25 protein-coding genes and 2 pseudogenes are annotated in these 26,993 nt (G+C 70.6%); 12 read left to right on the top strand and 15 right to left on the bottom strand.

Annotated elements, in window-relative coordinates; genetic code table 11:
- Nucleotides 1-10: 10 nt before the first annotated feature.
- From ABD366_RS18920 to ABD366_RS18905, 4 genes are all read left to right on the top strand, one after another.
- Nucleotides 11-1,255, top strand: coding sequence for an AAA family ATPase (locus ABD366_RS18920; protein ID WP_324767743.1), 1,245 nt, complete (start codon nucleotides 11-13; stop codon nucleotides 1,253-1,255).
- A gap of 18 nt (nucleotides 1,256-1,273) precedes the next feature.
- Nucleotides 1,274-2,791 carry a VWA domain-containing protein gene (locus ABD366_RS18915; RefSeq protein WP_411293659.1) on the top strand — a complete coding sequence of 506 codons (1,518 nt, stop codon included), beginning with the start codon at nucleotides 1,274-1,276 and terminating at the stop codon, nucleotides 2,789-2,791.
- 140 nt (nucleotides 2,792-2,931) lie between these two features.
- Entirely contained in the window at nucleotides 2,932-3,831 is a 900-nt protein-coding gene (locus tag ABD366_RS18910; RefSeq protein WP_324767744.1) for a LysR family transcriptional regulator, read from the top strand.
- Nucleotides 3,832-3,934: 103 nt separating this feature from the next.
- On the top strand, nucleotides 3,935-4,264 hold the full coding sequence (locus tag ABD366_RS18905; RefSeq protein ID WP_324767745.1) for an STAS domain-containing protein: 330 nt from the start codon (nucleotides 3,935-3,937) through the stop codon (nucleotides 4,262-4,264).
- A gap of 421 nt (nucleotides 4,265-4,685) precedes the next feature.
- Here ABD366_RS18905 and ABD366_RS18900 read toward each other — a convergent pair whose 3' ends face one another.
- The 5 genes from ABD366_RS18900 to ABD366_RS18880 form a co-directional block, all read right to left on the bottom strand.
- The gene (locus ABD366_RS18900; protein WP_324767746.1) at nucleotides 4,686-5,618 is read right to left on the bottom strand and encodes a sensor histidine kinase; all 933 of its coding nucleotides are present in this window, start codon (nucleotides 5,616-5,618) and stop codon (nucleotides 4,686-4,688) included.
- The gene (locus ABD366_RS18895) at nucleotides 5,615-5,902 is read right to left on the bottom strand and encodes an STAS domain-containing protein (protein ID WP_324767747.1); all 288 of its coding nucleotides are present in this window, start codon (nucleotides 5,900-5,902) and stop codon (nucleotides 5,615-5,617) included. The genes ABD366_RS18900 and ABD366_RS18895 overlap by 4 nt, the downstream gene beginning before the upstream one ends.
- Nucleotides 5,903-6,055: 153 nt before the next feature.
- Nucleotides 6,056-6,763 carry a 3-oxoacid CoA-transferase subunit B gene (locus tag ABD366_RS18890; protein WP_324767748.1) on the bottom strand — a complete coding sequence of 236 codons (708 nt, stop codon included), beginning with the start codon at nucleotides 6,761-6,763 and terminating at the stop codon, nucleotides 6,056-6,058.
- Nucleotides 6,760-7,458, bottom strand: coding sequence for a 3-oxoacid CoA-transferase subunit A (locus ABD366_RS18885; RefSeq protein ID WP_324767750.1), 699 nt, complete (start codon nucleotides 7,456-7,458; stop codon nucleotides 6,760-6,762). The genes ABD366_RS18890 and ABD366_RS18885 overlap by 4 nt, the downstream gene beginning before the upstream one ends.
- Nucleotides 7,455-8,660, bottom strand: coding sequence for a thiolase family protein (locus ABD366_RS18880; RefSeq protein ID WP_324767751.1), 1,206 nt, complete (start codon nucleotides 8,658-8,660; stop codon nucleotides 7,455-7,457). Before ABD366_RS18880 ends, ABD366_RS18885 begins: the two co-directional genes overlap by 4 nt.
- A gap of 93 nt (nucleotides 8,661-8,753) precedes the next feature.
- Here ABD366_RS18880 and ABD366_RS18875 point away from each other — a divergent pair, with 93 nt between their 5' ends.
- Together ABD366_RS18875 and ABD366_RS18870 are read left to right on the top strand one after the other, a co-directional pair.
- On the top strand, nucleotides 8,754-9,656 hold the full coding sequence (locus ABD366_RS18875; RefSeq protein WP_324767752.1) for a LysR family transcriptional regulator: 903 nt from the start codon (nucleotides 8,754-8,756) through the stop codon (nucleotides 9,654-9,656).
- 382 nt (nucleotides 9,657-10,038) lie between these two features.
- A complete protein-coding gene (locus ABD366_RS18870; protein WP_411293664.1) occupies nucleotides 10,039-11,304 on the top strand; it encodes an MFS transporter in 1,266 nt (421 codons plus the stop codon).
- Here the strand turns inward: ABD366_RS18870 and ABD366_RS18865 are convergent.
- Entirely contained in the window at nucleotides 11,263-12,822 is a 1,560-nt protein-coding gene (locus tag ABD366_RS18865) for a DNA alkylation repair protein (protein ID WP_324767753.1), read from the bottom strand. The two genes, ABD366_RS18870 and ABD366_RS18865, sit on opposite strands and share 42 nt — an antisense overlap.
- A 305-nt stretch (nucleotides 12,823-13,127) precedes the next feature.
- Here ABD366_RS18865 and ABD366_RS18860 point away from each other — a divergent pair, with 305 nt between their 5' ends.
- The 3 genes and pseudogenes from ABD366_RS18860 to ABD366_RS18850 form a co-directional block, all read left to right on the top strand.
- Entirely contained in the window at nucleotides 13,128-13,688 is a 561-nt protein-coding gene (locus ABD366_RS18860; protein WP_324767754.1) for a DUF2243 domain-containing protein, read from the top strand.
- A complete protein-coding gene (locus tag ABD366_RS18855) occupies nucleotides 13,688-14,533 on the top strand; it encodes a cytochrome c oxidase assembly protein (protein ID WP_324767755.1) in 846 nt (281 codons plus the stop codon). Before ABD366_RS18860 ends, ABD366_RS18855 begins: the two co-directional genes overlap by 1 nt.
- An 18-nt stretch (nucleotides 14,534-14,551) precedes the next feature.
- Nucleotides 14,552-14,938, top strand: a pseudogene (locus ABD366_RS18850) (cysteine hydrolase family protein); the annotation flags it as partial.
- Nucleotides 14,939-15,070: 132 nt separating this feature from the next.
- Here ABD366_RS18850 and ABD366_RS18845 read toward each other — a convergent pair.
- The gene (locus ABD366_RS18845; protein ID WP_324767756.1) at nucleotides 15,071-15,808 is read right to left on the bottom strand and encodes an SDR family oxidoreductase; all 738 of its coding nucleotides are present in this window, start codon (nucleotides 15,806-15,808) and stop codon (nucleotides 15,071-15,073) included.
- A gap of 157 nt (nucleotides 15,809-15,965) precedes the next feature.
- On the opposite strand from ABD366_RS18845, the gene ABD366_RS18840 reads away from it, so the two are divergent.
- Both ABD366_RS18840 and ppk2 read left to right on the top strand, forming a co-directional pair.
- Nucleotides 15,966-16,760, top strand: a complete 795-nt coding sequence (locus ABD366_RS18840; RefSeq protein ID WP_324767757.1) for a helix-turn-helix transcriptional regulator — start codon at nucleotides 15,966-15,968, stop codon at nucleotides 16,758-16,760.
- Nucleotides 16,761-16,812: 52 nt separating this feature from the next.
- Nucleotides 16,813-17,763, top strand: a complete 951-nt coding sequence (ppk2, locus tag ABD366_RS18835) for a polyphosphate kinase 2 (RefSeq protein WP_324767758.1) — start codon at nucleotides 16,813-16,815, stop codon at nucleotides 17,761-17,763.
- Between the two features lie 17 nt (nucleotides 17,764-17,780).
- Here ppk2 and ABD366_RS18830 read toward each other — a convergent pair.
- From ABD366_RS18830 to ABD366_RS18795, 8 genes and pseudogenes are all read right to left on the bottom strand, one after another.
- Nucleotides 17,781-18,374 (bottom strand): annotated as a pseudogene (locus ABD366_RS18830) (helix-turn-helix domain-containing protein); the annotation flags it as partial.
- A gap of 4 nt (nucleotides 18,375-18,378) precedes the next feature.
- A complete protein-coding gene (locus tag ABD366_RS18825) occupies nucleotides 18,379-18,798 on the bottom strand; it encodes an ATP-binding protein (RefSeq protein WP_411293660.1) in 420 nt (139 codons plus the stop codon).
- Nucleotides 18,798-19,649, bottom strand: a complete 852-nt coding sequence (locus tag ABD366_RS18820) for an MEDS domain-containing protein (protein ID WP_324767759.1) — start codon at nucleotides 19,647-19,649, stop codon at nucleotides 18,798-18,800. Before ABD366_RS18820 ends, ABD366_RS18825 begins: the two co-directional genes overlap by 1 nt.
- Nucleotides 19,650-20,003: 354 nt before the next feature.
- On the bottom strand, nucleotides 20,004-20,279 hold the full coding sequence (locus ABD366_RS18815) for a DUF3253 domain-containing protein (RefSeq protein WP_324767760.1): 276 nt from the start codon (nucleotides 20,277-20,279) through the stop codon (nucleotides 20,004-20,006).
- A 58-nt stretch (nucleotides 20,280-20,337) separates the two neighbouring features.
- On the bottom strand, nucleotides 20,338-22,689 hold the full coding sequence (locus ABD366_RS18810; protein WP_324767761.1) for a glycoside hydrolase family 31 protein: 2,352 nt from the start codon (nucleotides 22,687-22,689) through the stop codon (nucleotides 20,338-20,340).
- Nucleotides 22,686-23,528: a carbohydrate ABC transporter permease gene (locus tag ABD366_RS18805; RefSeq protein WP_324767762.1), complete on the bottom strand. Its 843-nt coding sequence runs from the start codon at nucleotides 23,526-23,528 to the stop codon at nucleotides 22,686-22,688. The genes ABD366_RS18810 and ABD366_RS18805 overlap by 4 nt, the downstream gene beginning before the upstream one ends.
- Nucleotides 23,528-24,445, bottom strand: coding sequence for a carbohydrate ABC transporter permease (locus ABD366_RS18800; protein ID WP_324767763.1), 918 nt, complete (start codon nucleotides 24,443-24,445; stop codon nucleotides 23,528-23,530). Before ABD366_RS18800 ends, ABD366_RS18805 begins: the two co-directional genes overlap by 1 nt.
- A 39-nt stretch (nucleotides 24,446-24,484) precedes the next feature.
- Entirely contained in the window at nucleotides 24,485-25,795 is a 1,311-nt protein-coding gene (locus ABD366_RS18795; protein WP_324767764.1) for an ABC transporter substrate-binding protein, read from the bottom strand.
- 172 nt (nucleotides 25,796-25,967) lie between these two features.
- Between ABD366_RS18795 and ABD366_RS18790 the strand changes: the two genes are divergently transcribed.
- Nucleotides 25,968-26,987 (top strand): LacI family DNA-binding transcriptional regulator, encoded by a 1,020-nt coding sequence (locus ABD366_RS18790; protein ID WP_324767766.1) that lies wholly within the window; start codon nucleotides 25,968-25,970, stop codon nucleotides 26,985-26,987.
- Nucleotides 26,988-26,993 lie beyond the last annotated feature (6 nt).

The following is a 26,993-nucleotide window of genomic DNA, read 5'->3' as shown; positions in this document are numbered from 1 at the left end:
AGGAACACCTATGAACACGCAGGGCAACCAGAACACCGGGAACGCTCAGAACGTCCATGACGTCCATGACGCCCACGACACTCCCACACGACTGCGTGCCGTCGTCGGCGAGTTGTCGGACCGCTTCTACGAACGGGACGACGTCGTGCGGACCTTGGTGGTGGCGCTGCTGGCCGGACAGCACTCGCTGGTCCTCGGCCCGCCCGGAACGGCCAAGTCGGAGCTGGCCAGGGAGCTCACGAGCAGGATCGAGGGGGCGTCGTACTGGGAGATCCTGCTGTCGAAGTTCACCGCGCCGACGCGGATGTTCGGCCCCGTCGACGTCGCCGCTCTGGCCCGCGGCGAGTACCGCCAGGTCTACGACGGCCGCGCCACGACCGCGCACATCGCGTTCATCGACGAGATCTTCAAATGCTCCACGGCGGCCCTGAACGAGACCCTGGGCTACCTCAACGAGCGCATCTACCACCCCGAGAGCGGCGGCGAGCCGATCCGCTGCCCCCTCATCGGGGCCGTCACGGCGAGCAACGAGCTGCCCAGCGGCGAGGAGACGGCCGCGATCTACGACCGGCTGCTGGTACGGATCGAGGTCGGATACCTGGAGGATCCCTCGAACTTCGCCGCGTTGGTCCGCTCCGCCGTCACGCGCCCGCAGGCCCCCGCCCGGACCACCGTCGAACTGGCCGCACTGCAGCGGGCCGTGGCCGAAGCCGTCCCGGCCGTGGACGTCCCCGACGCGATCGTGGACGCGGTGTGTGCGCTACGCGTCGCCCTGCGCCGCAAGGAACTTGTCGCCTCCGACCGGCGTTGGCGGCAGGCGGTGGGCCTCCTTCAGGCGTCCGCGTACCTCGACGGCCGCCCGGCGGTCGCCGAGACCGACCTGTCGGTGCTGACACACGTGCTGTGGAACTCGCCCGCCGAACGCCCCACGGTCGAGCGGGAGGTGCTGCATCTCATCAATCCCGATGCCAGGGAGACCCTCGATCTGGCGGACACCCTCGACGAGTTGGAGACACAACTCGACGCCATGGCCGGGCAGTCGCGTGAGGCGTTGAGCGACTGGGTCATCAAGAACGCGCACAACAAGCTCGCCATGGCGGGCAGACGGCTGGAGCAGCTGCGCGCGGAAGCCGCCGGCGGCGGCCGTTCCACCGTCACCATCGACCGCGTCACCGGCCGCCAGCGCGCCGTCCGCGCCCGTGTGCTCACCGAGGCGCTCGGCGTGGACACGAGCATGGTGCAGGCCCACCTCTGACACGCCGGAGGCGACGCCATGAGCGAGACACCCAGCAGCCCCGGCCCGACGGCCACCACAACCATGAAGGCCACCGCCACAGTGCAGCGGCACACCGCGACCGTGGTGGCGGACCGGTTCGACCTCATGACCTGGCGCGACACCTACGAGCAGTCGGCCGGCCTGCGCGAGCTGACCGCGGAACTGAGCCTGCGCCACGACGGCGCCACCGATCTGCTGACGGACGCGTTCCTGGCCGCCTACCAGGCCCGGCCGCGGTTGCGTGACCGCGCGGAGATGGACCCGTCCCGGCTGGTCGACCACCACGTGCTCAGCTCGCTCATGGAGCCGCCCGACTTCGCCGAACTGCGCCGGACGACGGCCGGTGACCCCTATGCCGCCGCCATGGCCGTACTCGCCATGGCCCCCTCGCTGCGCCGCATACTGCAGCGCGCTCAGGAGGCCCAGGACCAGGCCGGACAGGCGGAGCAGGACGCCGTGGCGCAGCAGCCCACGGAGTCCGTAGAGGAAGCGGAGTCCGACTCCCGGCAGGCCGGCCGAGCCGCCGAGGCCGCCGCGCAGGCGATGACGGCCGCGGCCCGAGGGCTGCGCGCCGACGCCCACGCCGCGGCGGCGCGAGCCGCCAGGGTCGCACGGCAGGAAGCCGCCCTGATGCGGATTTGGGGCATCACGGCCGGCGAGACGGAACGGATGCCGTTCGCTCAGCGCCTTCAGCTCGCCGAGCGGCTGCGCACCAGCCGTCTCGCGCGCTGGGCCGACCTCATCGGCCGCTTCCGGCAGATGGCCTGCGGCGAGCGCGCCCACAAGGTGGAGAACGCCGGCGGGGAACTGATCGGCATCACACTCGGCGACGACCTCTCCCGCGTCGTCCCCTCCGAACTGGCCAACCTGGGCCTGCCCGTACTGCGCGCGGTGTTCGCCGCGCGCTACGCGGCCGGAGAGCTGATGCTCTACGACAACCGGGGCGAGCAGACCACCGGCCGGGGCGCGATCATCGCCTGCGTCGACACCTCGCACTCGATGTACGAGGAGGGGCCCGGCGGCGTCACCCGGGAAGCGTGGGCCAAGGCGTGCGCCCTGGCGCTTCTGGACCAGGCCCGGGACGCGGGGCGCGACTTCGTCGGCATCCTGTTCTCCGCCGCCGACAAGCTCCAGGTGTTCCGGTTCCCGGCCGGAGAGTCCGCCGGGATGCCCCGGGTCCTGGAGTTCGCGGAGACCTTCCTCGGTGGCGGCACCAGCTACCAGCGGCCGCTCTCCGCGGCTGCCGACGTGCTCAGGCAGGAGTTCGACGACGCCGCCCGCGCACGCGGCGACATCGTGATGATCACCGACGACGACTGCGGCGTCACCGAGGAATGGATGCGCGACTGGAAGGACACCAAGCGGCAGCTCGGCTTCCGCGTCTTCGGAGTGGCCGTCGGCGCCCCGCGCGTCGCCGAGGCCGACTCGGTCCTGGACGCCTTGTGCGACAACTTGCGCTGCGTCGAAGACCTGACCGACGTGCACGCGGCCGCCGATCTCTTCCGTCTGATCTGAACCGGCGCGTGCGCACCGGTCCGTGACGTCGCCGGCGGGAATCCACGCCGCCGGAACCGGGTTACTTACTTGCACAGCGTCGACGACAGCATCGATCACAAGGTGGGCCGTGGACCACCGCGAGGAGGGGACGGGCACCGATGAGCCTTCGCCAGTTCGAGTACGCCCTGGCCGTGGCCGAGGCGGGCTCGGTGACCGCGGCCGCGGAGCTGCTGCACGTCGCACAGCCGTCGATGTCCCAGCAGATCCGCGGTCTGGAGCGGGATCTCGGCGTGGAGCTGTTCGTCCGCACGCCGACCGGGCTGGTACCCACCGCGGTCGGCCGCGAGTTCCTGCGGGAGGCCGAGGTCGCGGTGAACGCGGCGCGACGGGCCAGGGCGACGGCGCGGGCCGGTGCCGATGACGTCGTGGGCGAGCTGGTGGTCGCGGCGCAGATGGGCTTCGGCGCGCGGCAGTTGCCGCGCGCGCTGAGCGCGCTGCGTCGCCGCTACCCGCGGCTGGAGGTCACCGTCTTCGAGGAGCCGAGCTCCGCCGAACTGGAGCGGCTCTGCCGCCGCGGCGTACTGGATCTCGCCCTGATGGCGGCCTGCGAGCGGACCCCGGCCGACGCCCACCGCCTCGGTGACGAGGAGTTCGTCGTGATGCTGGGCGCCGGACACCCGCAGCTCGCCGCGGACCGGGTCGAGCTGAGCGATCTGGCGGGGCAGCCGTGGGTGCGGTTCGACCGTGACAGCGCGCTCGACGGCGTACTGCTGTCCGTGCTGCGGGACAACGACCCGGCACCGGTCACGGCCGCCCGCGTCTCCCAGACCGCGACGGCCGCGCGCTGGGCCGCGCACGGTCTGGGCCTCACACTCATCCCGGCCTCGGCGGTGCCGAACGGTCACGAGCACCTCGTCCGCCCCGTGTCCCCGGTCGTGTCGCAGCCCGTCATCGCCGTGGTCCGGCCCGACGCGGGTCCGGCACAGACGGCGTTGCTCGAACTCCTACGTAAAGAGACCTGGTCCGAATCCGCCGTTGCGGTAGGCGGACACCGCTGAATTCCTTCGTCCGAAGCGGCGTTCCGCAGAGGTAATTGATCCGGCATGTGCCCAATCAGTGAAGAGCCGGTGCGACGCGGACGATTGTGGGCACGATGTGGCCATGGACCGATTGGTCATCAAAGAGACCGCGTCCGACGCTCCGTCCCGTCTCACCCTCGTACTCAGCGGTGAGCTGGACGTCATCAACGTCGGCAAGCTCAGCGACACCATCGTCCTCGAACTCGAAGCGGGCAAGCGGCATCTGCTCCTCGACCTCACCGGCGTCATACGCTGCGACAACGGCAGTCTCTACACCCTGCTCGGGATGCGTCACGCCGCGAACCACGCGCACGGCAGCCTCGCGCTCATCGCGGCGAGCGCGTGCGTACAGCAGGCACTCGACCGGGCTGGGCTGCGCGCACTTCTGCCCTTCGACGCGGCGACCACTTGAGAGCCGAGAAGTCACCGGCGCGCGTACGGCCGGAGCTTCGGGGTACCTGCGGGGTGTCGCTTGAGGCAAGCAGGCGATGGCCCATCGCTGAGCGGGAGCACCGAGGGTCGCGCGTCCGGTCGGCCGCATCGCGACGGCGGTCGGCCGGACCGATCCGGGGTGCGCTCCGACCAGGCTCCGAGCAGGCCCAGCCACGCTGTGTTCGTCGGCGGCGCAACCGGGCCCGCCTCGACTCCGGACACCCGCAGGCGGGAGGCTGCCGACGTCCGGAGGAGCCGACGGCGTGCCGCCCGAGCGGCTCCGCCCACTGGGCGCCTCCCCACCGCGGACACTGCCGACACCCCTGTCTGTACCACCCACCGAAAAGGCTTTTCGCGCCGTCGCACGGACGCGCGGACTTTCCCGTTACGGAACGGCGCCGTCAGCGGTGGAAGTAGACGTGCGTGGTCGTCCCCAGCGCCGGGGTGCTGTGCACACGGACGAGGTCGGCCACCACGTTCACCAGCAGGAGCCCGCGTCCACCGCGCTGCTCCCGGGGCGGCAGGCGGCGGCCGGCGAGGGGGTCGTCGAGGAGACCGCTGTCGTGGACCTCGCAGATGACGTGCTGGTCCTCGGCCCAGATCCGCAGCGTCCCCTCGCCTCCCGCGTGCACCACGCTGTTCGTCGTCAGCTCGGCGACGGCCAGCTCGAAGTCGTCCAGACGGTGCTCGCCCAGGCCCAGATCGGCCGCCCACCGGGTCGCCTGCTGCCGCACGGCGGGCAGCGTCCCCGCCGTGTAGACCATCGACACCGCGCCGAGCGGGGTGCTCAGGGGCTGGTTGTAGCGGGCGACCAGCGCCTCCGGGGCGTAGGCGGAGCTGTCGGCCTGTGTGCCGGATTCGATGACCGTGGGATGCGTGACATAGGCGTCGGCCAGCACCGATGCGTCCAGACGCGTCGTGTCGTACGGACAGAGAATCGTTGCTTCGCGGCCCTGGAACGCCAGGTTGATCAGTGCCTCGTGCTGTACGCAGGCGGGGTACTCGGCCTCGGTGCGGCCGGCCCAGATGGGTTCGCCGATGATGCGCGCCCGCCGTCCCGGGTGGCTGTCGGCGAAGGCGCGCAGCACGCGGGGAATGATGCGCCCGGGGTTGCGGCCGGCCCGGGTCATGTCCAGAAGGTGCACCTCGGCGGCCCGCTCGCCCAGCTCGTCCCGGATCAGGGCGAGGTTGGGGCCGGGTACGGCCACCGCCACCGGGTCACCGGCGTCCAGCGCGTCCCGGACGAACGGCACGGTGCCGGCCAGGTACTCCTGCTCGTCCCGATAGAACAGCGCCGGGTGGTCGAACGGTTCGGTTATGGACACGGTCCTCATGCGGGGGCCACCTCGATGCCGGGCAGATCGGGCCAGAACAGTTCGAGCAGACGGCTCAGACTGGTCGGCGGGCGGTCAAGAACGAGGCGTCGGCCGCCGTCCAGGTTCTGGGCGGCGACCGCCAGAGCCGTGGCCCCTGCCAGGTCGACGAAGGTCACCGCAGACAGCTCCAGGTGGTACGCGCGCCCGTCCTGCTGGACCACGCGTGCCAGGGCGCGCTCCCAGAGGGCGTGCGTGGGCAGAGAGATCTCTCCGGCCACCTTCAGCCCGGAGCGGCCGGTCATGGGGCCGAACTCCAATGCGGCCGCACGGGTGGCGCCTGCTCCTGTCGTCCCATGTCCCACCTGCGGTTCGTTCACCTCGCTCCCCCACTCCCTTGCGATGCCTGGACTTTACCCCGGGGCCCCCGGACCGAACATCCGAGGCCCGGGGCCGTCTCACTCCCCGGCGAAGGTCAGAGGTACCTCCAAACGCGCCGAGAGCTCGTCCGGTGTGATGCCGAAGGTGCGTGTGACGGTGATCCCCCGCGGGGTGATGTCGAAGACCGCGAGGTCGGTGTAGACACGGTCGACGCAGCCGAGGCCGGTGAGCGGACAGCTGCACTCGGGCACCAGCTTCGGTGTGCCGTCCTTGGTGAAGAGGGTCATCATCACGAAGACCTTCTTCGCCCCGATCGCCAGATCCATGGCCCCGCCGACCGCGGGGATGGCGTCGGGGGCGCCCGTGTGCCAGTTGGCGAGGTCACCGCCGGCCGAGACCTGGAACGCGCCGAGGACGCAGAGGTCCAGGTGGCCGCCGCGCATCATGGCGAAGGAGTCCGCATGGTGGAAGTACGCGGCTCCGGGCAGCTCCGTGACGGGGACCTTGCCCGCGTTGGTGAGATCGGGGTCGATCTGGCCCTCCTGCGCGGCGGGGCCCATGTTGAGCATGCCGTTCTCGGTGTGGAGCACGACCCCGGAGTCGGCGGACAGATGGTCGGCGACGAGCGTCGGCTGCCCGATGCCCAGGTTGACGAAGGCGCCCCGGGGGACGTCGCGCGCGATCAGAGCGGCGATCTCGTGCTTGCCCAGCGGGCCCTGCTCGTCGCCCGGTCCGTTAGGTCGGGTCGGTTCGTTCCGTCGGGTCGGTTCGTTCGTCGAGGTCATGCGCGACGCGCCTCCTGCACCACTCGGTCGACAAAGATGCTCGGGGTCACGACGGTCTCCGGATCGATCTCGCCGGTCGCGACGATCTCGCGCACCTGGGCGATCACGGTGGTCGCCGCGGTGGCCATGACCGGGCCGAAGTTGCGTGCGGTCCTGCGGTAGACGAGGTTGCCCATGCGGTCGGCGCGGTGCGCGCCGATCAGCGCCACGTCGCCCTTGATCGGGTACTCGAGGACGTAGGTGCGGCCGTCGATCTCGCGGGTCTCCTTGCCCTCGGCGAGCAACGTGCCGACGCCGGTGGGGCAGTAGAAGGCGCCGATACCGGCCCCGGCCGCCCGCATGCGCTCCGCGAGGTTGCCCTGCGGAACCACCTCCAGTTCGATCCGGCCCGCGCGGTACAGCTCGTCGAACACCCACGAGTCCGCCTGGCGCGGGAAGGAGCAGATGACCTTGCGGACCCGTCCCTTGGCCAGCAGCGCGGCAAGCCCCGTGTCGCCGTTGCCCGCGTTGTTGGACACGACGGTGAGGTCCGCGGCGCCCTGGCGGATGAGCGCGTCGATCAGGTCGACCGGCATGCCTGCCATGCCGAAGCCGCCGACCAGCACCGTGGAGCCGTCCGCGATCCCGGCCACGGCCTCGTCGGCGTCGGAGCAGAGCTGTGTGGTCCGTGTGGTCTGTGGTGAGTGTGCGGTCATCGGGTGCCTCCTGTGACGTTCTCCAGGACCACGGCGAGGGCCTGGCCGACGCCGATGCAGATGGCGGCGACGCCCCACCGCTCGCCGGACTCGCGGAGCCGGTGGGCCAGGGTGGCGAGCAGCCGTCCGCCGGACGCGCCCAGCGGATGCCCGAGGGCGATCGCGCCGCCCTTGGCGTTGACGAGGTCCGGGTCGACTCCCCAGGCGTCGACGCACGCGAGGGACTGCACGGCGAACGCCTCGTTCAGCTCCACGGCCGCCACGTCGGACCAGTCGATGCCCGCCCTCCGCAGCGCCTTGTCCGCCGCCTCGACGGGCGCGTATCCGAACAGCTGCGGATCCAGGGCGGACAGGCCGCGGCCGGCGATCCGGGCGAGAGGGTCGGCGCCGATCCGCTGCGCGGCGTCCCCCGAGCCCAGCAGCACGGCGCAGGCGCCGTCGCTCAGCGGTGAGGCGTTTCCGGCGGTGATGACGCCGTCGGGCCGGAAGACGGGCTTGAGTCCGGCCAGCTTCTCGGCGGTGGATCCGGGCCGGATCCCCTCGTCCCGGTCGAGCGTGGCGCCCTTGGCGTCGACGGTGACGGGGATGACCAGATCGTCGTAGAAACCCGCGTTCCAGGCTTCGTCGGCGAGGTTGTGGGAGCGGGCGGCGAAGGCGTCCTGGCGTTCGCGGGACACCTTGAATCGGTCGGCGAGCTGTTCGTTCGCCTCGCCCAGGGAGACGGTCCACTCCTTGGGCATGCGCGCGTTGACCAGCCGCCAGCCGAGGGTGGTCGACACGGCCGTCATGTCTCCGGCGGGGAAGCCCTTCGCGGGTTTGGGCAGCACCCACGGGGCGCGGGTCATCGACTCGACCCCGCCGGTGAGGACGATCGACGCGTCGCCGGTCTCGATGGCGCGGGAGGCCATGATGGCCGCGTCCAGGGAGGACCCGCACAGCCGGTTCACGGTCGTTGCGGGCACCGAGGTCGGCAGTCCCGCCAGCAGGACGGCCATCCTGCCGACGTTCCGGTTGTCCTCACCGGCCCCGTTGGCGTTCCCCCAGACGACATCGCCGATCTCCGCCGGGTCCAGGCCGGGGGTTTTGGCGAGCGCCCCGGTGACGGCCAGCGCCGCGAGGTCGTCGGGCCGTACGCCCGCGAGGGCGCCCGAGAACCGTCCGAAGGGCGTTCGTGCTGCTGCGTACAGGTAACTGTCGGTCACCCGCTCACCCTAGGAGCGGCAGGTTTATCACGTCCAAGACCTAGTCGGCATAGATTGATAAGAAGCACGCATGAAAACTCGTAGGCTGACGCCATGGAACTCCGTCAGCTCCGGTACTTCCTCGCGCTCGTCGAGGAGTGCCATTTCGGCCGCGCGGCGGCCCGTCTCCATGTGGCGCAGCCCGCCCTCTCCCAGCAGATCAAGCAGCTGGAGCGGGAGCTCGGCATCCAGCTCTTCAACCGCTCCACGCGCCGCGTCGAACCGACCGAGGCGGGCCATCGGCTCACCGACTACGCGCGCGCCCTCGTCGCCGAGGAGGAACGTGCGCGAGTGCACATGCGGGAGCTGGCCACCGGGCACGCGGGGCGGGTCTCCGTGGGCTTCATCGGCACCGCGACCTACGACGTGCTGCCGCGTGTCTCGCGCACGGTGCGGGCGGAACTGCCGGGGATCACCATGGACCTGCGCGGCGAACTCCTCACCCCGGAACTCGTCGAGGGCGTGCTCCACGGCACGTACGATCTCGCGGTCGTCCGCGGTGCGGTCGCCGAGGACGGCCTGCGCGTCACGCCTCTGCGGTCGGAGCCTCTGGTGGCCGTGCTTCCGGCGCACCATCCGCTGGCGGACCGCCCTCGCGTCTCGCTGCGGGAACTGGCCGGAGAACCCTTCGTCGTCCACCCGTCGCAGTCCCGGTCCTCCATGTACGCGCGCGTGCTGTCCGCGTGCGAACGGGCGGGCTTCCGGCCGGTCTCGCTGACCGAGGTCGGTGAAACGGCCACCCTGGTCGTCTTCGTCGCGGCCGGTCACGGGGTGGCGCTCGTACCGCGGTCGGTCCGCAGTCTCAGTCTCGACGGGGTGACCTACGTACCGCTGGCGGAGCCCGAGTACGTCGACCTGCTGCTGGCCCGCCGGGTCCACCGCACCTCCCCCGCCGCCGATCAGGTCGCGTCGGTCATCGAGCGGTGCGCGGCGGGTACGGCGGGGTCGAACGTTTAGCGGCTCAACGCCACACACGGGGGGATGCGGCGTTGAGCCTGCGGCAACAGTAGTCGTAGATGACCGCGCTCCCGACCCCACTTCCGCACAGGCGGCGCGAAATAATCGACTGCAAATATTCGTCCGCACTCGCGTGCCCGTGGTGGCGGGGCCACGAGCACACGACGACGACGGAGAGCAAACCTCTCCGCAGCGCGGATCATGACGGAAACACGCCGCCCGGTGCTCTCGCGGCGGTGCGGCGGCCCTCGGAATCGGCTTTTGCCCGCTGTCGGGCCGGAGTCAGGGTGCGCGCGGCGCGTGGCTCACGAGGAGCACGGCCGTTCGAGAGGTCCTTGTCCTGTCCTCTTCCTCCTCCTCTTCCTCTTCCTCTTCCTCCGCGATCTCCGGTTCCGGTCTGGCTGCCTCGTCACGTCTGTGGCGGGACGGCGACTTCCGCCGGCTGTGGCTCGGTCAGACCGTCTCGCAGCTTGGGGAACACGCGACTCTGGTGGTCCTGCCGCTGTTCGCCGTCCTGACGCTCGACGCCGGAGCCGGTCAGCTGGGCGTCCTGCGCGCGGTGGGCCAGGCACCGATCCTGCTGCTGTCCCTCTTCGCGGGCGCGTGGGTGGACAGGTGGCGGACCCGTACGGTGATGGTGCTGACGGACGCCGGACGGTCCCTGGCCCTGGGCGCCGCCGCCGTCGCCGCCCTCCTCGGCCTGCTCGGTCTGCCGTCGCTGCTGGTGGTCGCCTTCGCCGTCGGGGCACTGTCCGTCTTCTTCGACGTGGCCTACCAGACGTCTCTCGTACGGATGGTGACGCGCGAGCAGCTGGTGCGGGGGAACAGCGCGCTCGAGGGCAGCAGGTCCGCCGCGCAGATCGGCGGTCCCGCGCTCGGCGGTGCGCTGGTGTCCGCGCTGTCGGCGCCGGTCGCCGCCGCCTGCGGCGCGGTGTTCTTCGCGCTGTCGTTCCTGTCCATACGCCGGATCGGCCGCCGGGAGTCCGTTCCGAAGCAGTCGGACCGCCCGCCGCGGGTCTGGCGGCGGATCCACGAAGGGCTGCGCTTCGTCGCCGCCGACTCCTTGCTCCGGACGGTGTGCCTGGCGTCGGCGGCCTTCCAGTTCTTCTTCGCGGCTGTGATGACCGCCTATCTGCTCTTCCTGCCACGGGACCTGCACCTGTCGGGTGCGGTCGTCGGGCTGGCACTCGCGGCGACGGGTCCGGGCGCGCTCCTCGGCTCGCTGCTCGCCGCCCGTCTGCCGCACCGCTTCGGACACGGCGCCGTGCTCGTCTGCGCGGCGGCCCTCGGCGACGGCGTGTTCCTCTTCGTACCGGCGCTGCGCGGCTCGTCGGTTGCGACGGTCTGCGCACTCCTCACGATCAACTTCGTCTTCGGGGCCTTCAGCCAGCTGGTGAACGTCACCGTCATGGCCGTCCGGCAGACCGTCACTCCGGACGGGATGCAGGGCCGCGCGGCCGCGACGATCAACTTCGTCGGCATGGGCCTGACCCCGCTCGGCTCGCTGCTCGGCGGCTTCCTCACGGCGGAGTGGGGGACGCGTACCAGCCTCCTGGTGACAGCAGCGGGGATGCTGCTGTCACCAGCGCTGATGGCCCTGTCCCCTCTAGCCCGCCTGGGCCGGACGCTGCCTGCTTCCCGCGGCTGACATCGGTTGCTTCGATTGCTTCGATTGCTTCGGTGCTTCGGTGCTTCGGTTGCTTCGATTACTTCGATGAGCGGACGAATTGCGGGTACACGGCCCGGCATGACAGCTACCACAGAGCTTCCCGGGCGTTCGTCGCCGGTGCACGGACTGCGCCGTATCCGCGTCTTCTACACGGGAGGCACCCTCCTGTGGGCGGCCTCCGCCGCGTGGACGGGATGGCTGTATCCAGGGAGCCGGCAGATGTGGGTGTCGCTCCTTCTGCTGGCGGTGTTCGGCGGTCTCCTGGCCACGACGTCGGTGTGGCTCAGCGGCGCCGTACGCTCCCGCTCGGCGGCTCGGCGCAGCCGCCCGGCGCGGCCCCGCCCCACCGCGACCGCGCGCCATGTCTGAACCGCGACTGCTCAGGCCGGATCCGCGGCCAGCAGGTCGAAGTCGGCCCGCTCGGACTCGACTCCGTTGATCTGCAAGGAGATCGCGTGCCGGCCGGGGTAGTAGCGGCGCGTCGTGATGAGCCGGAACGAGTGCTCCCGCACCACCTCGAACCGCTCGTCCGGGGGCGAGCGTGCGCGTGGTGAGTTTGAAGGTCTTGCCGGTCCGGCCGCCGTCGGCCTTGCGGTGATGCACGATGTAGTCGATCGCGAGCCGCGCCGGACGATCGCCCGTGTTGCGGATCGAGGCGGTCAGGCGGACGCTGCCGCCGATGGGGACGGACTCCCGGTCCAGCAGGGGCCCTTCGACCTCCAGGACCGCGGGGGCGAAGCCGAGCAGTTCCAGGGCGCCGCGGTGGCCGCGCTTGATGAGCGTGCGCAGCCCGTGCCGTACGAGGCGTTCGGTGGTGGCGGCGGGACGCTCCAGCCAGCGGCGGGCGGTGGCGACGACGAGATCGGGGTGATCGCGGCTGAGGTCGTTGAGGTGGTTGGCGACCGAGCGCCGCACGTACTCGCTCTCGTCCCGGTACAAGGCGTCGAGGATCGGCACGGTCGCTCCGGGACGAGCCTGGATGCCCGGTACCCGCACCGCCCAGGGAAGGTAGGGGCGAGTGCCTTCGGAGGCGAGCCGGCGCACGTCCGGGTCGGGGGAACGGGTCCAGTCGCCGGCGATGACGCCGAGGGCCCGGTCCAGGTCGTGCCGTAGCAAGGTCCGCAGGGCGAACTCCGCGGTGAGACGCCCCGTGAGGCTCGCGAGGAGCGCCATCGCGTCGTCGAAGGCCGCCGTCCCGCCCTCCCGCACGGCACGGGTGGCGACAGCGCTGGTGACCGGCCAGATCGTCCATCCGGTGAGATGCGGGGTGTCGTCTCGGGCGATGCGTACGGTCCGGGCCAGGGCGGCGTAGTCGCCCGGAAGGTCCGTCAGGAGCGCGTCACGGAGCAGGTCGGCACGCTCGCGCAGGGGCAACGGGTCGATCCGCCGGGGCGCCGCACGCAGCTCCGCGAGGTCGGCGTCCGGGGCGGCGGCCCGGATGGCACGGGTGAGGCTCTGGACGGCTTCTCGGCCGATGAGTTCGTCGGCGAACGGCATGCGAGGTCTCTTCCGTCGGACCGTCGGGCAGGGCGGTCGGGCGAGGGCGGTCGGGCAGGGCGGTCGGGCGAGGGCGCCAGGGACAAGGTTAGGAGCCGATCCGGACAGGGACGGTCCTGGTTCGCAGCCGTCCCGTGGCGGCCGGGCTCGGTGACGAGGGCGTGTGCGCGGCGCACGCATGTCATTCGGCCGAAAGGACGCCCGTTCGTGAGGCCCGGGCCCCGGCGGGAAGGCGTACTGCGTCAGGCAGACGCATCCGGCGGACCGGCGTGTCCGGCGGACCGACAGATCGGACGGAACAGGCGATGGCCGGCACCGACCAGGCGCGAGCGGGCGCGACGCCCAGGAGCATTCAGCTACCGGGGATCGTGCTGGGGGTGGGGCTCGGCGGATTCGTCGACGGCATCCTGCTGCACCAGTTGCTGCAGTGGCACCACATGCTCACCAGCACCGACGACGACCGGATCGGTGTGAAGTACTACCCCGCGAACACCGTCTCCGGGATGGAGATGAACACCGTGTGGGACGGCATCTTCCATGCCGTCTGCTGGGTCGCGGTCATCCTGGGCCTCGGCATCCTGTACTCGCGGGTCACCCACCACCGCCGCCAGGTGTGGACGTCCCGGGTGCTGTGGGGCTGGATCCTGGTCGGGTGGGGCCTGTTCAACCTCGTCGAGGGCCTCCTGGACCATCAGATCCTCGGCATCCACCACGTCCACGGCGGCCCGCACCAGCTCTGGTGGGACCTGGCCTTCCTGCTCCTGGGCCTGCTCCTGATCGTCGGCGGATACGCGCTGCGGAGCACCGGCCGCCCCTTCGACCCCGACGCGTCCGGCGCCACCGAGCAGGCCGGCCGGTACGTCTGATGGGCGGCGGCACGCACCACCCCACGCACGGCCAGAGCGCGGGCGGCGAGCTGTGGGCGACGCTGCTGCCGGCGGCCGCGGTCCTCGCGCTCGCCGTCGCCTACGTCGTCCTGGCGGGCCGGGCCCGACGCCGCAATCCCGTCCAGGGCTGGGGAACGCCGAGGACGGCGAGTTTCCTGACCGGGTGCGCCCTGCTGGCCGTGGGTCTGCTGCCGCCGCTGGCCACCTTCGCGCACGGGGACTTCCGCGGACACATGCTCCAGCACATGCTCATCGGCATGTACGCGCCCCTCGCCCTGGTCCTCGGCGCGCCGATCAGCCTGCTGCTGCGTACCCTGCCCACGGCCCGCGCCCGCGCACTGACCGGCCTGCTGCACAGCCGTCCGGCCCGGCTGCTCGGCCATCCGGTCACCGCTCTGGTCCTGTCCACCGGAACCCTCGCGGTGCTGTACTTCACCCCGTTGTACAACGCGACCCTGGACCGGCCCGTCCTGCACTGGCTGATGCACGCTCATTTCCTGCTGTCCGGCTGCCTCTTCGCCTGGGTCGTCGCCGGCCCCGACCCCGCCCCGGCCAGGCCGGGTGTGCCCGCCCGGCTCGTCGTCCTCGGGATCGCCGTCGCCGCGCACGCCGCGCTCTCCCAACTCATCTACGGCGGCTTCCTCCTGAACGTGCACGCGCCTGCCGACCAGGTCCGAGGAGGCGCCGAGATCATGTACTACGGCGGCGACATCGCCGAACTCCTCCTCGCCGCTGCCCTCGTCACCACCTGGCGGCCCGAGCGCACGCGTCGGCGCCCGGCCCGTCGCACCGCAGAACCGACTACGTTCCTGGAGACGACATGAGCAGCGCCCTTCTCGTGAGTGACCAGGCGCAACAGGGCACTTGCCGCCATCGCCGAGGCCGGGCTCCGCCCCGGGCACCGAGGTCGCGCCCCTGCCGGGGACGTGGTGGTCACCAAGAGGCGGGCGAGCGCGTTCTCCGGCAGCGATCTCGACGTGGTGCTGCGGGCACGCGGCATCGACAGCCTCGTCCTCACCGGCATCGCCACCAGCGCCGTGGTCCTGTCCACCCTGTGCCGGGCGAACGACCCGGACTTCGGGCTGACCGTCCTCTCCGACGCCTGTCTGGACACCGATCCGCAAGTGCACCGGGTCCTGATCGAGCGGCTGTTCCCGCAGTGGGCGGAGGTCGTCGGCGTCGACGGCTGGGTGAAGAGCGTCGCGGCTCGACAGCGGCCTGCCGGGTGAAGGACCGGGCGGTCGCCCGCCTCACTGCCGAAGCGGGCCCCACCGGTCGGCCGGCTCGTGCGCTCCGGCCGACCTGACCAGTGTCACCCGAGAACGTGACCGGGCAAAGGGCCACACGGCCCACATTCCGCGTCAGCTCTGCGCGGTCGGCCGGACGACGATCTCGTTGACATCGACATCGGCGGGCTGCTCGACGGCGAAGACGACGGCCCGCGCGATCGCCGCCGGGGGGATCGCGAGTTCGTCGCGCATCCGCGAAATACCCGCGCGGACCCGCTCGTTGCTCGACGCGTCGGCGAAACCGGTGTCCGTCACCCCGGGCGAGACGGTGGTCACCCGCAGCGCCGGCCCGGCTTCCTGGCGCAGCCCCTCGCAGATGGCCCGCACCGCGACCTTGGTCCCGGCGTACACGGCCATCGCCGGCACGACACGGTACGCGGCGGTGGACGCCGTCGTCACGAAGTGACCGGCGCCCTGGGCCCGGAAGACGGGCAGCGCCGCGCCGATCCCGTGCAGCAGGCCCTTGATGTTGACGTCGACCATGTGGTCCCACTCATCGGTCCGCAGGTCGTCCAGGGGCGAGACGGTGCCCACCCCGGCATTGCTCAGCAGCACGTCGAGCCGGCCGAACCGCTCCCCCGCCAGCGCGACCAGGGCCCGCAGATCGTCGCTGCGGGTCACGTCCGTGCGCAGGTACGCCACCTCGCCGCCCGCTTTCTCGATCCGTCCGGCCAGCTCCGCGAGCCGCTCGGTGCGGCGTGCGCCGAGGACGAGCCGCGCCCCGCGTTCCGCCAGGGCCAGCGCGGCAGCCTCGCCGATACCGCTGCTCGCTCCGGTGACGGCCACGACCTTGCCCTGAATACCCGACACGTTGTTCTCCCTCGCACTGATGCCCTTCCGGGCACTGGGCTGATGCCCTTCCGGGCCCTCGCACCGATGCCCTCCGGGCTCTTCTCCATCAGTCTGCGGCGGGCTTAATCTGGTATCCAGAGCCGACTTATTCTGGAACCAAAGGTGGTACCCACCCATGTCCGAGGCCCAGGTGCGCCGCGCCGAGCTCGGCGCTTTCCTGCGCAGCCGCCGGGGCCGGATCACGCCACGCGAGGCGGGTCTGCCCTCGACGGGGCGGCGCCGCACGCCGGGGCTGCGGCGCGAGGAGCTGGCGCTGCTGGCCGGGATGAGCGCCACTTGGTACACGTATCTGGAGCAGGGGCGGGACATCCGGGCCTCGGACCAGGTCCTGGACGCCATCGCGGCCGCCCTGCGGCTCGCCCCGCACGAACGCGAGCATCTGCTCCAGCTCGCCGGGCGCGTCCCGGCGGCCGGGGAAGCGGTGCCGGAATCGCTCGCTCCGGAGGTCGCGGCCGTTCCGCAGCTCCTCCAGCCGCACCCCGCGTACGTCATCGACGGCACCTATGACGTGCTCAGCCACAACCGGGCGGCCGAGGACATGTTCCCCTGCCTGTTCACCGGCGGGGAGCGGCCGCCCAACTTCGTGCGCTGGGTCTTCCTGGAACCCGTCGCCCGGGAGGTCCTGGTCGATTGGGAGCCCGAGGCCCGAGGCCTGCTGGCCCGGGTCCGCACCCTGGCCGGCGGCCACCCGGGAGACGCGCGCTACGCCCGGCTCGTCGAGGAGTTGCACCAGGGCAGTCCCGAGGTACGCGAGTGGTGGCCGCGCTTCGAGGTCATGGCCCGCAGGGGCGGGCACAAGCGGCTGAGACCACCGGGGCGGGAGGTTCGCACGTATGCCTACACCGCGTTCCATGTGGCCGGGAACGCGGAGCAGACCCTGGTGATCTATAACGCCGTGGACGGGGTATGACCTGCAGTGCAGGCGCCTGCGTTCCCACCGACACACCCGTGAGGAGACCACGTTGAGCGGCAAGGACGAGGAGAAGATCCTCCTCGACGGACTGCAGGTCGACGACTCCCAGCCCGAGCGACCGGTACTCCTCGACGACGAGGGCCGCCCGCTGCGCACGTGGCGGGAGAACTATCCGTACACGCAGAAGCTGCGGCGCCAGGAGTACGAGCGCAGCAAGCGCCTCCTGCAGATCGAACTGCTCAAGCTGCAGAAGTCGGTCCGCGACCACGGGCGGCGCGTCGTGGTGCTCTGCGAGGGCCGTGACGCGGCCGGCAAGGGCGGCACCATCAAACGTTTCACCGAGCGGCTCAATCCGCGTGGGGCCCGGGTCGTGGCGCTGGACAAACCGACCGAGCGGGAGGCCAGCCAGTGGTACTTCCAGCGCTACGTCTCCCACCTTCCGGGCGCCGGTGAGATCGTCTTCTTCGACCGGTCCTGGTACAACCGGGCCGGTGTCGAGCCCGTCATGGGTTTCTGCACCCCGGAGCAGCACCGGCAGTTCCTGCAACAGGCCCCCTTGTTCGAGAAGATGCTGACGGACGACGGTGTCGTCCTGGTCAAGTTCTGGTTCTCCGTCTCCCGCGCCGAGCAGCGCACACGTTTCGCGATCCGCCAGGTCGATCCCGTACGCCAGTGGAAGCTCTCGGACACGGACGTCGCCTCGCTGGACCTGTGGGACGCCTATACCCGCGCGAAGGTGGAGATGTTCCGGGCGACGGACACCGATCACGCGCCGTGGACCGTGGTGAAGACGAACGACAAACGCCGCGGACGGCTGGAAGCCATGCGCCATCTCCTGCTGCGGTTCGACTACGAGTCCCGGGACGAGGACGCGGTGGGGAAGGCCGACCCGCTCGTCATCGGACCCGCCGATACCCTGCTGGAGGCGGGCGAGGACCCGGCGGACCTGTCGCCCAGCCGACTCGCCGACTACAACGAAGGCCGGGGTCAACACCCTTGACCGGGCGGCTCGTTCGGTCAGCGGAAGTGGGACGGCGGCGAGCCGAACGCTCGTGAGAAGGCGGCGGTGAACGCGGCGGGCGACGCGTAGCCGAGGCGGGAGGCGACCGCGGTCACGCTCTCGGTGGCCAGCAGCGGCAGGCTCGCCAGCAGCCGCGCCCGTGCGCGCCAGGTCGCGGGGCTCGTACCGGTGAGCTCGCGGAAGCGGCGGTCGAAGGTGCGCGTGCTCATCGCTGCTGCACGCGCCCAGTCGGTGTTCGTCAGCGTGACGTCGGGCGCGGCCAGGTAGGCGCGGCACAGCGCACGGTACGGCTCGTCCCGCGGAAGGGAGATCGCGAAGGGTACGGGCGCCGTCCGGCGCAGTTCGTGCAGGGCAAGGCGGACGAGAATGCCGTCGCGACCGGCGGTGTCGTAGGGGACGTCGAGGTCGTTCGCGGCGCGCAGCAGCTCGCGCAGCAGGGGGCCGACCTCGATGACCGTGCACGAGGCCGGCCACCACGGCACGGCGTCCGGTTCGATGTACAGGCTCCAGGTGGAGACGCCGAGCATACGGACCTCGTGTGGTACCCGCGGCGGGATCAGCACGCCTCTGTCGGCGGGCACGGTCCACGATCGATCAGTGAGGCAGTCGCATGGCGAGCGCCACGATCGAGCCGATGGAGCCCGCGGAGACCGTGAAGTGATCGGTGACGAGGCTGGCGAGCCAGAGTCCGTGCCCCGCGGTGCGGTCGCCGATATGGGGCGCATGCGCGGGAATGACCTCGTCGGTGAAGCCCGGACCGCAATCGCGGATCTGGCATTCCAGACGGCCGTCGACGCGTCGGAGGATCAACGTGCCACCGCCGCCGCCGTGCTCGATCGCGTTGGTGGCCACGGCGTCGACCGCCACGACGAATTCGCCGCGCCGGGGTTCGGCAAGCCCCGCACGGTGGGCGTACTCGTCGATGAGCAGACGCAGCCGCGGCAGGTCTCTCAGGGAGAACAAACATTCCAGCAGGGGTACGGCGGACGGGTCGCCGTGACCGGCCACTGCCATCAGCGGATCACCTCACTGACCACCAGGTTGGACTGGTTCTGGGTGTCCATCCGGCGCAATATGCGGGCCACCCGCGGAAGGCAGCGCACCTCGATCAGATCGTGCTCGGAGGACGCGATCAGCCGCAGCAGGTCCACGGTGCAGGCGGCGCTGAGGAAGGTGAGCCGGGCCAGGTCCACCGTGAGCCACCCGGCCTCCGCACTGCGCAGCAGCCCCTGGCGCACGGCAGCGCCGAACTGTTCCCGCGTGGCGAGGTCCGCCTCCCCGGCCAGCAGCACCGTGTCGTCCCCGTGCTCGACGTGCAGGAGGCCGAGGCGGGACAGCAACCGGCACGGGTGTGCCTCGTACATGGCGGCGAGGACGCCGGGTTCGAAGGCGCGGCGGTCGTAGGCGCAGATCTCGGTGTACGGGCGGTCGGTGAACAGATGCTGGGCGTGGGACTCGCGGTACATCATCACCGCGACATCGGCGTCCAGGTCCCTCACCCAGTGCATGTCGATGTAGGCACGCAGTCCGTGGTAGCCCTCCGCCACGGCGAGGGCGGTCTCCTCCTCGATGCGCTCCCACTGCCGCTGCGGGGTGAAGCTCCGGTCGGGGTGGATGAGTGCCCGCATGCTGCTCACCACCAGCTGTCCGCGGGCGCGGGCGGCGCCCAGCAGCGGCCCCGGGGCGTCCAGCCGGCTCCACACCTCGTCCTCCGCCAGCTGCGGGGCGGCGAAGACCATGACTTTCTCGCGCTTGGCCAGCCCCGACCACGCGAACTCGGCCACCACGTCCCTGCCGCCGTCGTCCGCGTCGTCGTCGTAACCGACGAAGGCATGGTCACCTGTACGTAGCTGCTGGACAGGCATCGTGCCTACAGATGCCGCATCCTCAGCAGCGCCCATCTTTCACCTCCGAGCTCGTTCCGGATATCCGCGGGCCACGCTAGCGATCCGCGGAGCGCCGTAGGGCCCCTGTTGGATTGCGTCATCCGCGGCGTTCAAAACGCAGCCGAACATGACCGGGAGGGTTACGGCGCTGCTCGAATCACGGCAGTTTCTGTTCGGCGACGACGGCGTGTCCGAGCCGTTTCTGAGCGACCTTGAGGCGATGGAGCATGTGCCCCGTTCAGAGCGACGCGCGCATCGGCAGCCCACGCGTTCCGCTCGTATGGGTAGCGAGGTTGACGACGCCGGGGCGCCTGCCCGTCAGCGCGCTCGCCGTCAGCGCGTTCGGCGGATGCGGATCGGGCCGTGGATCCCGGTCGATGTGACGGGCTCGCCGCCCTGGGTGATCTCGACCTTGCCGGCCTCGGACAGCCGCCGGGCGGCCCGGCGCGCCGGTTCCATCAGCTCGCGCCAGCCCTCGCCCTCACCTTCGTACGCCTCCCGCGCGGCGTCGGACGGACAGATCGACGACGTCGGAGCTCGACGGTCCAGCAACTCCAGGATCGTCCGCTCCAGGCGCCGCTCGGTCTGCCGTCCGCTGTCGTCCGTCACCGTTCCAGTGTCGCACCGGCGGCAGCGGCCACCACTTCACCGCCGGCTCCGCCGCGCCTCATCGCTCCCGTGCAGTGAGGTGTTCGATGACCGCGCCGAGCAGCGCCTCGGGGGCCCGCACCGCGTACAGGGCGGCGATCTTCGCGGACAGCGGTTTGGGTGAGGTCACGATGGACCACATCCTCAGTTTGGTGGGGTTGTCGAACTGGGCGGCGGCGAGGATCTGCTGGATGCTCTCCGCCGCCAGGTCGGCCACGGCGGCTTCGGGGAGTTTGACCTCGACGGCGATCTCGGAGGTGGTGGGCGCTGTCGCCCGGACGCTGAACCGCCTTTCACCATGGGCGACTTCGACCGGCTCCGCGTTGATCCGTACCGGTCCGGTGGGCGGGTCGGCGAGGAAGGTGACGGTCCAGGTCCGCTCGGAGGGAATGATGGCATCGGGCCCGGCCGCCGCGCCGATCCGCAGTACGCCCGCCGTGGCGTCCCAGTGCAGGGGCGTGGAGACCGTACGCAGATCGGTCCCGTCCCCGCGTCCGTCGTCCTCCACCAGGGTGAAGGAACCGCTGTCGGAGGGCGCGACGAGCAGTTCGAGGTGTTCGGGGTTGCGCGTGGCGTCCGTCTCGTGCGGAGCGGCGAGCGGGAGGATGCCGCCGGCGCGCAGCAGGGCGGGGACGGAGTCGAGGGTGCGGTGGAGTTCGGCGTGGCGGTCGCCGTCGTACACGGTGCCGGTGAAGATGTCGGTCCAGGTGCCGGGCGGCAGCCAGACGGACGAGGCGCTGAGCAGCGTCAGCGGGTCGCGCGGGGTCGTGACGGGGGCGACGATCAGTTCGCTGCCGAAAGCGAACTGGTTCGGGACTTCGTAGGCGTCCTCGCTCTCCGGTGCGAGGTGGTACATCGGGCGCACCAGGGGCAGGCCGGCCGCCGCGCGGTGGTTCATGGTGTGCAGGTAGGGCAGCAGCCGGTGCCGGAAGCGCAGCGCCTCCCCCATCGCGTGCCGTGGCTCGCGCGGGAACTCCCAGGGCTCCTTGCGGATGAAGGGGTTGCTGGCCGAGTGCAGCCGCAGGATCGGCGAGAAGACGCCCAACTGGAGCCAGCGCGTGGCCAGTTCGTCGTCGCGTACGCCACGGGTGTGTCCGCCGATGTCGTGGCTCCACCAGCTGTAGCCGATGTTGGCGGCGGACGCGGTGAACTCGGGCTGGAAGGCCAGTGAGTCCCAGGAGACGACCGCGTCGCCGGAGAACCCGATCCCGTACCGGTGGCTGCCGGGTCCGGCGTACCGGGAGAACGCCATCGGCCGCCGGCCCTCGCGTCCGGAGTCGAGGAAGTGGAAGTGGTTGAGGAGCCAGAGCGGGTCGACGCCGGGGATGCGTGAGGTGCCGCCCTGCTGCCAGTCGATCCACCAGAAGTCGACGCCCTGCTCCTCCAGTGGATGGTGCAGAAGACGGAAGTACGCGTCGAGGAAGGCCTTGTCGGTGAGGTCGAAGGGGATGGTCTCGTCGGACTCGGGGTCGATGCCCAGCGCGCGGGCCACCTGCGGGTAGGCGTCCTCGAAGGGGCGCACTCCGTCGGCGGGGTGCAGATTGAGGGTGGTCCTGAGGTTGCGCCGGTGCAGCTCGTCGAGGAACGCGGCCGGGTCCGGGATGAGGCGGCGTTCCCAGGAGTAGCCGGTCCATCCGGTCCCGTACCGCGCCGGCACCGAGTCGACGCGGTGCCAGTCCATGTCGATCACGGCGACGGAGAACGGCAGTTCCTCGGCGTCGAAGCGGTCGAAGAGCTGGAGGTAGGAGTCGGCGGTGTAGGCGTGGTAGCGGCTCCACCAGTTGCCGAGCGCCCAGCGGGGCAGCACCGGCGGGTGGCCGGAGAGGGCGTACAGGGCCTTGACGGCCTCGGTGTAGTCGTGGCCGTAGGCGAAGACGTAGAGGTCGCGGCGGCCCGGTCCGCGCGGGGCGATCCAGCCGTCGGCGTCGAAGAGGAACGAGGCGGTGTCGTCGATGACGGCGATTCCGCCGCGGGCAGCGACGCCGGGTTCGAGGGGAAGGGCCCCGTCGGCGTCGTCGAGCGTGCGGGCGGTGCCGCCGAGGTTGTCCGCCGGCTCTCCGAACCGCCAGCGGCCGCCGACCGGCGTGGTGACGACGAGTCCCTGTGCACTGAACTCGCCCCGGTCATAGCGCAGATGGAAGCGCGGGGTGGAGAGGGTGAGGACGCCGTTGTCGTCGCCGACGGTGAACGCGGGGGTGCTGAACTCCCGGTGCTGGGCGAAGGTCGAGGCGCGGTCCTCGAAGGTGCCGTCCTCGGACCGTTCGAGGCGCACGAGCCCGTCGGTGAGGACGGTGATACGCCACTGCTCGCCCTGGAGGACGGAGTCGGGGCGGGCCTGAGGACGGGAGGGCATGGTCCTGATGGCTGTCATTGCTTCACGGCCCCTTGGGTCACTCCGCTGATCACCCAGCGCTGGGCGAACAGGTAGACGAGTACGGTCGGTGCCATCGCCATGAGGTAGGAGGCGAAGGCGATGTTGTAGCTGGTGCCGAACTGGCTCTGGAAGATGTTCTGGACGACGGGGAGGGTCTGCTGCGCGGGGTCGGCCGTGATGAGCGAGGGCATCATGAAGTCGTTCCACGAGGCCAGGAACGCGAAGATGCCGACGGTGGCGTTCATCGGGCCGAGGAGCGGCATGATGATGCGCCAGAAGATCTGCCAGGCCGAGGCGCCGTCGATGCGGGCGCTCTCCTCGAGGGCCGCCGGGATCGAGCGGAGGAACGCGGTGAACAGGAGCACGCTGAAGGAGAGTTGGAAGACGATGTGCAGCAGCGCGACGCCCACCGGGTTGTCGATGCCGAGCATGGCGGTGAGTTTGATCTGCGGCAGCGCGATGACGGGGAACGGCAGGAACATCGCACCGAGCAGGTAGAAGAACGACCAGCGGAACAGCCGCCGGTCCCAGTTGCGGGCGATGGCGTACGCGGCCAGGGAGCTGAGGACGAGCGTCCCCGCTACCGTCACGGCCGCCACGGCGACCGAGATGCCGAAGGAGACGGGGAAGTCGGTCAGCCGCCAGGCGGTGGCGAAACTGCCCGGGTTGAGCGGCCACGGCAGGGAGAAGGCGTTGCCGTCGGACGCCTGGGACGTCGATTTGAACGCCATGGCAAGGGCGACGTACAGGGGAATGACGACCGCCAGCGCGGCGATCATGAGCACGATGGTGAGGGGCCAGCGGGGGGCGTCGACCCGTTTACGGTTCGAGGTCATCAGAGTCTCAGGCCCCTTCCCCGGGTGGCCAGCAGTTGCAGCAGGGAGATCACCACGGTGAGGACGAAGAAGACGGCCGCGTTGGCCATCTGGTAGGCGTAGTCGCCGCCCGTGTAACCGGTGAAGATCCCCATGGCGACACTGCTGGTCGCGGTGCCGGGTCCGCCGTTGGTGAGCGCGACGATGATGTCGTAGGAGTTCAGATAGCCCTTGACGCCGAGAATGGTGTTGATCACGATGAATCCGCTGATCAGCGGCAGCGTGATGGATCTGAGCCGCCGCCAGGGCGACGCCCCGTCGAGGGCGGCCGCCTCGTACAGCTCGTCCGGGATCGACAGCAGTCCGGCGATGTAGATCAGCAGCGCGCCGGGGATCGTCTGCCATGAGGACACGATCACGATGGCGATCCAGGCCAGGTCCGGATTGCCCAGGATGCTGTCCTCCAGCGGGCCGATTCCGAGGGCTCCGGCGATGCTCGGCAGCGAGTTGGAGAACAGGTAGTTGAAGACGTAGGCGATGACGATGCCCGAGATCACCATCGGGATGACGAAGATGCTGCGCAGGGCCGTCGCGAACCGGATGCGGCTGGTCAGCCCCAGTGCGAGGGCGAGCGCCAGCGTCTGTGTGAGGACCACGGTGACGAGGGCGAAGCCGATGGTGAACTTGTACGCGGAGAAGACGGCCGGGTCGGTGAGGACCGCCCGGTAGTTCGTGATGCCGACGAACGACCAGTCGCCGAAGCCCACGTAGTCCGTGAAGCTGTAGAAGATGCCGACCACGGCGGGGAGCAGGACCAGGGCGGTGAACAGGGCGAGGGTGGGCAGCAGGAACCAGTAGAAGACGGGTTCGACACGGCGGCGCCCGGCACGGCGGCGCGCGCCGACCGCACCCCGTGCGACCCGGACGGGAACGGGCATGGGTACTCCTCGATGCGGCTCTGGGAAGGATGAGTGGGTCTACACCGAGGTGCGGATCGCGATGCGCCGCCAGTCGCTGTCGAGCTGCTTGAGCATGGACTCGAAGTTGCCCGTCGAGATCGCGCTCTGCAGGTAGTTGCCCAGCGGGATGGAGGTCGGGATGAAGGTTCCGGCTCCGGGGTAGAACGCGGCGGCGTCCACGTAGGGCTGGAGTCCGGCGAGCCGCGGGTCCTTCGCCGGTGGCGCGTCCCCGGTCACTCCGTACGCGAGGTTGTCCTGGTTGTATCCGTCGATGATCTCGGGCTCCATCAGGAAGTTGACGAGCTCGCGGGCCTCGTCCTTGTGCTGCGAGCCGGTCGGGATCCACAGCGCGAGGTCGATGTTGACCCGTGCCTGCCGGTCGCGCGCCCGTTCCGTGACGGGCAGCGCGAAGGTCCCGACCTCCAGGTCCGGGTCGACCGCCGCGATCTGGGACAGCGCCCACGGGCCCTGGAAGTACATGGCGGCGCGGCCCTGGCCGAAGGCCAGATTGCCGTCGGGGTAGGAGCGGGTGGCGGCGTCCCGGTTGAAGTACCTGGTGAGGGTGCGGGCGCGCTCCATCGGCACGGCGAAGTCCTTCTGGAAGGAGACCGCCGAGTCCGGTCCGATGTCGGTGCCCTGTTCGTCGAGCCGGGCGAAGAAGGACGGAGTGTCGACGAGACTGCCGACGGCGTAGTCGAACAGCCCCTGCCAGATCGTCCAGTTCTCCTTGTGGGTGGCGTAGATCGGCGTGACCTTGGCCGACTTGAGTTCCTTGCACACGTCCACGAACTCGGACCAGGTCGTCGGCACGGGCAGCCGGTACTTGGCGAAGATCCGCTTGTTGTAGATGACTCCGGCGGCGGCCAGTGAGTAGGGCAGGACACTCATCCGGCCCGGGTACTTCGCGTACCGCTCGCTGAGTACGCGGATGTCGGCGGGGATGCGGCGGGCCGCCGGCAGGTCCGACAGGTCGGAGAACACTCCGCGCTCGATGTAGCGGGCCAGCTCCAGGTTGTCGTTGAAACAGCCCACGTCCGCGGGGTCGTCGCGGACGAACTGCGGCGCGATGATCGTCGTGTCGTCATGGATCACCCGGATTCCCGGGCGCCGCCTCTCGAACTGCCGCAGGAGCTTGTCGAAGTAGGCGAGAACCTCCTGCTTCTGTTCGTAGAAGCGGATGGTGGTCGCACCGCGGCCGGGCGAACCGCCGCCGCAGCCGGTGAGTCCGACCGCCCCGAGCAGGGCACCGGCGCCGGCCGACGCCACGAGAGTGCGGCGGCTGACACCTCTGGTGTCCGGTCGCGTGGGGCGCCCTCTCTTGATCGTCACCTCGTTGCCTCCAAAGGTCCGTCACGCAACCTCGGGGCGCGTGAGCCATGTATGCAAGCGAGCGCGGCGAACTTACAGCGCTGTAAAAATGAGTGTCAACCAGTTGTCGCTTAAAGTTGAGCGTCGCGCGACATCAGAACTCGGCGTCTTCGGCGTCACCCCAGGAGGCGAAGTGCCCAACGTCCGGCTGAGCGATGTCGCGAAACTTGCGGGCGTCTCACCGAAGACCGTCTCCAATGTCGTCCACGGGTACGTGCACGTGCGCGAAAGCACGCGCACCAAGGTCCAGAACGCGATCGACGAACTCGGCTACCGACCGAACATGCGCGGGCGCAACCTCGCCACCGGCCGCACCAGAATGATCGCTCTGGCCTTCCCCGACCTCCGCATTCCCTACTTCGCCGAGCTCGCGCACGTCATCGCGGAGGAGGCGAGCGCGCGCGGCTACCGGCTGCTGCTCGAAGAGTCGGGCTCAACGATCGAGGTCGAGCGGGCGATCCTCTCCGCGGAGGAGGCCGGCATCGTCGACGGAGTCCTGTTCCAGCCCTCCTATCTGACGTCCACCGAGATCGCGCAGCACCGCCGGGACGTACCGGTCGTCCTGCTCGGCGAGAGCATCGCCCCGCTCAGCGTCGACCATGTACGCATCGACAACATCGCGGCGGCCGCGCAGGTGGTCGGGCATCTGGCCGCGTCGGGACGGCGGCGCATCGCCTTCCTGTGCGCCGAGGTGCCCGCCCCCTCCGAGACGTCGAAGCAGCGGCTCATCGGCTACCAGCAGGGACTTGAGGCCTGCGGCCTGCCCGTCGACCCCTCGCTGGTCGTGACCGGCAGCGTGGCCGACGCGGACGCCGCCTGCGCCTCTCTCGCCGCCGCGCTCGATGCCGGTATGGCGCCGGACGCCGTCCTCTGCCGCGACGACCTGGCCGCCCTGGGGGCACTGCGGGCCCTCTCCGAACGCGGCCTGCGGGTGCCTGCGGACGTCGCGATCACGGGGTGGGACGACATCACACTGGCCTCGTCCATGCACCCGAGCCTCACCTCTGTCCGCGCGGACGGCGCTCAACTCGCGCGCCGCGCACTGGACTTGTTGCTGGAGCGCATCGACGGGTACGACGGGCTCGGCCGTCATGAGATCGTCGGCCACTCGCTCGTGGTCAGGGAGAGCGCACCGGCCGCACCGGCGGGCTGACGGCGG

The organism is Streptomyces kunmingensis, from assembly GCF_039533535.1.
Taxonomy (GTDB): domain Bacteria; phylum Actinomycetota; class Actinomycetes; order Streptomycetales; family Streptomycetaceae; genus Streptomyces; species Streptomyces kunmingensis.
This window is presented reverse-complemented; position numbering and strand designations above follow the sequence as displayed.

Excerpts from the sequence above, each read along its gene's own strand:
- ABD366_RS18860 (WP_324767754.1), top strand. The coding sequence starts at position 13,128 with ATGGCCGGCACCGACCAGGCGCGAGCGGGCGCGACGCCCAGGAGCATT.
- ABD366_RS18855 (WP_324767755.1), top strand. The coding sequence starts at position 13,688 with ATGGGCGGCGGCACGCACCACCCCACGCACGGCCAGAGCGCGGGCGGC.
- ABD366_RS18915 (WP_411293659.1), top strand. The coding sequence starts at position 1,274 with ATGAGCGAGACACCCAGCAGCCCCGGCCCGACGGCCACCACAACCATG.
- ABD366_RS18890 (WP_324767748.1), bottom strand. The coding sequence starts at position 6,763 with ATGACCTCGACGAACGAACCGACCCGACGGAACGAACCGACCCGACCT.
- ABD366_RS18820 (WP_324767759.1), bottom strand. The coding sequence starts at position 19,649 with ATGCCTGTCCAGCAGCTACGTACAGGTGACCATGCCTTCGTCGGTTAC.
- ABD366_RS18800 (WP_324767763.1), bottom strand. The coding sequence starts at position 24,445 with ATGCCCGTTCCCGTCCGGGTCGCACGGGGTGCGGTCGGCGCGCGCCGC.
- ABD366_RS18810 (WP_324767761.1), bottom strand. The coding sequence starts at position 22,689 with ATGACAGCCATCAGGACCATGCCCTCCCGTCCTCAGGCCCGCCCCGAC.
- ABD366_RS18900 (WP_324767746.1), bottom strand. The coding sequence starts at position 5,618 with ATGAGGACCGTGTCCATAACCGAACCGTTCGACCACCCGGCGCTGTTC.
- ABD366_RS18805 (WP_324767762.1), bottom strand. The coding sequence starts at position 23,528 with ATGACCTCGAACCGTAAACGGGTCGACGCCCCCCGCTGGCCCCTCACC.
- ABD366_RS18840 (WP_324767757.1), top strand. The coding sequence starts at position 15,966 with ATGTCCGAGGCCCAGGTGCGCCGCGCCGAGCTCGGCGCTTTCCTGCGC.
- ABD366_RS18905 (WP_324767745.1), top strand. The coding sequence starts at position 3,935 with ATGGACCGATTGGTCATCAAAGAGACCGCGTCCGACGCTCCGTCCCGT.
- ABD366_RS18895 (WP_324767747.1), bottom strand. The coding sequence starts at position 5,902 with ATGACCGGCCGCTCCGGGCTGAAGGTGGCCGGAGAGATCTCTCTGCCC.
- ABD366_RS18910 (WP_324767744.1), top strand. The coding sequence starts at position 2,932 with ATGAGCCTTCGCCAGTTCGAGTACGCCCTGGCCGTGGCCGAGGCGGGC.
- ABD366_RS18885 (WP_324767750.1), bottom strand. The coding sequence starts at position 7,458 with ATGACCGCACACTCACCACAGACCACACGGACCACACAGCTCTGCTCC.
- ABD366_RS18865 (WP_324767753.1), bottom strand. The coding sequence starts at position 12,822 with ATGCCGTTCGCCGACGAACTCATCGGCCGAGAAGCCGTCCAGAGCCTC.
- ABD366_RS18825 (WP_411293660.1), bottom strand. The coding sequence starts at position 18,798 with ATGGCAGTGGCCGGTCACGGCGACCCGTCCGCCGTACCCCTGCTGGAA.
- ABD366_RS18875 (WP_324767752.1), top strand. The coding sequence starts at position 8,754 with ATGGAACTCCGTCAGCTCCGGTACTTCCTCGCGCTCGTCGAGGAGTGC.
- ABD366_RS18920 (WP_324767743.1), top strand. The coding sequence starts at position 11 with ATGAACACGCAGGGCAACCAGAACACCGGGAACGCTCAGAACGTCCAT.